Source organism: Buchnera aphidicola (Brachycaudus tragopogonis), assembly GCF_964059175.1.
GTDB lineage: Bacteria > Pseudomonadota > Gammaproteobacteria > Enterobacterales > Enterobacteriaceae > Buchnera > Buchnera aphidicola_BM.
The window spans coordinates 1-3,214 of sequence record NZ_OZ060417.1 but is presented as its reverse complement, the minus strand read 5'-3'; the positions used below and the strand labels follow the sequence as shown (position 1 = coordinate 3,214).

General features: G+C 30.6%; 2 protein-coding genes. Both read left to right on the top strand.

Annotated elements, in window-relative coordinates; translation table 11 throughout:
• Positions 1-319: 319 nt before the first annotated feature.
• Positions 320-1,888 (top strand): anthranilate synthase component 1, encoded by a 1,569-nt coding sequence (locus tag AB4W64_RS00010; RefSeq protein ID WP_367677736.1) that lies wholly within the window; start codon positions 320-322, stop codon positions 1,886-1,888.
• Positions 1,889-1,891: 3 nt separating this feature from the next.
• Positions 1,892-2,479 carry a glutamine amidotransferase-related protein gene (locus AB4W64_RS00005; protein WP_367677735.1) on the top strand — a complete coding sequence of 196 codons (588 nt, stop codon included), beginning with the start codon at positions 1,892-1,894 and terminating at the stop codon, positions 2,477-2,479.
• The last annotated feature ends 735 nt before the right edge of the window (positions 2,480-3,214 follow it).

The following is a 3,214-nucleotide window of genomic DNA, read 5'->3' as shown; positions in this document are numbered from 1 at the left end:
ATATGTTGAAGCATCTTTTAATGTATGGTCAGGCTGTATAATAAAAAGACTATATAAAATAAAAAAACATTAGATTCTTAAAAAAGACAAAAACAAATATATTTATATATATATGAATTATTTTAATTGTTATTATTTCTTTTTTTTTAAAGTAGTTATTAGTATCAATTTATTCGACATATTCTATTACAGACTTGTATATAGTATGCATCTCAGTTTAGAAAATAAAAAAGATGAGAATCTTGCTTTAATCTATTAAATTAGTTACTATTACAAATAGTAAAATATTTTTTTTTGAAAAAAAAAGAGATCTAAATTGATGCAAAATAGCGCACATGAAATTGAAATAATTCAAAGACAAGCTCCTTATCACTTAGATCCTACAAAAGTTTTCAACCACCTTTGTGGATCCAGATCGGCAACATTATTACTTGAAACTGCAGAAGTTAATAAAAAAAATGATTTAGAAAGCATAATGATTATTGATAGTGCCATGCGTATTTGTGCTCAAAACAATTCGGTGGAACTGACTGCTCTTTCCATTAATGGTGCAAATATTTTACATATTTTAAAAAAAAATCTTGACGAAGATAAAAAAATTCAAGTGTCCGAAACTTCTCAAAACCTCAACATTATTTTCCCTATTATTGAAAAAAATCTCGACGAAGATAAAAAAATTTTTTCATTATCAATATTTGATTCGTTTAGATTCATCATGAAGATTTTTAAAAACACGGAAAAACGAAACAAAGCTATTTTTTTTGGTGGTCTCTTTTCCTATGATCTGATCTCTAATTTTGAATCGTTGCCTATACTGGAAAGAAAACACAAATGTCCAGATTTTTGTTTTTATTTAGCTGAAACCCTTTTAGTAATGGATCATCAAAACAAAACATGTTTAATTCAAAATAGTATATTTACTAAAAATGCAGATGAGAAGAAAAGAATTGCAAAAAGATCAGAAGAAATAGAAAAACAACTCGGACAGGAACTAAATCTAATTCCCCAACATAAAATTAACAATATTCAATTAACTTCAAATATGAATGATTTCGAATATTGTTCTATTATTAAACAATTACAAATATTAATTCAACAAGGTGAAATTTTTCAAGTCGTACCATCTCGAAAATTTTTCTTGCCGTGTACCAATGCATTATCTGCTTATCAGGAATTAAAAAAAAGCAATCCTAGCCCTTATATGTTTTTTATGCAAGATGAAGATTTCACCTTATTTGGTGCTTCACCAGAAAGTTCTTTAAAATATGATGAAAAAACACAACAAATTGAATTATATCCGATAGCCGGCACTAGGCCTCGGGGAAGAAACAAAGATGGATCTCTCAATTTAGATTTGGATAGTAGAATAGAACTCGAAATGAGAACCAATCATAAAGAATTGGCCGAACATTTAATGTTGGTAGATTTGGCACGCAATGATCTTGCGCGCATTTGTGAACCGGGTTCGAGATATGTTTCAGAATTAGTAAAAGTTGATAAGTATTCCCATGTCATGCATCTGGTTTCCAAGGTCGTTGGAAAATTAAAAAATGGATTAGATGCGCTTCACGCTTATGCTGCCTGTATGAATATGGGAACACTAACCGGTGCACCCAAAGTGCGAGCGATGCAATTAATTGCAGCATATGAAAAAGAAAGACGGGGGAGTTATGGAGGCGCGATAGGTTACTTTACTGATTCGGGGAATTTGGATACATGTATCACAATACGATCGGCATATATAGAAAAAGATATTGCTACGATTCAAGCAGGTGCCGGCATTGTTTTCAATTCGAAACCTGAAGACGAAGTGACTGAAAGTTTGAATAAAGCACAAGCTGTAATAAATGCGATAAAAAAGGCTCATTGTTCAAGAGGAATTTTTTAAATAATGGCAAATATTTTACTTTTAGATAATATAGATTCCTTTACGTATAATCTTGTCGAGCAACTGAGGAATCAGAAAAATAATGTATTAATTTATCGCAATACTGTTGATATAAAAATTATTTTAAGAGCACTAAACAAATTAAAAAATCCTATTTTAATGTTATCACCCGGACCAGGTTTGCCCCGAGACGCTGGGTGTATGTTGAAATTAATTAAACGAGTGAAGGGTAATCTGCCTATAATAGGAATTTGTTTAGGACACCAGGCGATTGTAGAAGCTTATGGCGGCATGATTGGACACGCAGGTGAGATATTCCATGGAAAGGCATCTTTAATCAACCACGATGGTGTAGAGATGTTTAGAGGCATGCCGCAACCGCTGCCTGTTGCTCGCTATCATTCGCTTATTTGCAATAAAATTCCAGAGAATTTTGTAATTAACTCTTATTTTAATAAAATGATTATGTCTGTAAGAAATAATTTAGATTACGTATGTGGTTTCCAATTTCATCCAGAATCTATTTTAACAACCTGCGGCGATCAACTGTTGGAAAAAATTATCCATTGGGTGTCTCTCAAGTATGCTTGAAACACATCAAAATATTTTTAATTAAAAATATGATGTCATGATGAACATGTCTTCTCTTGTCATCTTTTGAACAGCCCAGAGACCCAAAACAGCAAGATGCGGATATATGTTTTGATCTTCACACATCTCTTTCAAACGAAAAAATATACACCCATATATCACAGATACGTGACGTAATATTTTTTTTAATGAAAATCTCCATTGTTTAGTATTGAAACCAATATGAAACGAGGTTGAAAAGAGAGAGCATCAAAGATGAAATGGATAACATTATTCATAATACAATCATTGGTGTGCCGTTAATTAATTAGAATTCAAATCATCCCATCAAATAAAATCGAAACAAAACATCTTCAAATCAATCTTATGTCACCCCCCTCCCTCTCCCATAAATAGTTACAGAAGACAGCGGTCATAATAACAGAAGCATGCATCTGATAGGACAAATATTATAGATTTAAGGTATGCGCTTGTTTCAATAAAATTGAACAACACGGATCCTTTTCTTACAATAAAAAAATATTTTTTAAGTGTTGATTAAAAAAATCAATTTTGTTTAAAAAAAGTTATCCACAATTTTCTGTGTATAAGTTTGTTATAAAATTGATGAAATATTTGTTCAATTTGAAAAAAAATATATATAAGACTATGTTTTATATATATTTATTTTTTTTTCATATTTTAAAAAGAGGTGTTATTAACATGTTCATAAGTCTGGGGATAACTTCTGTATAA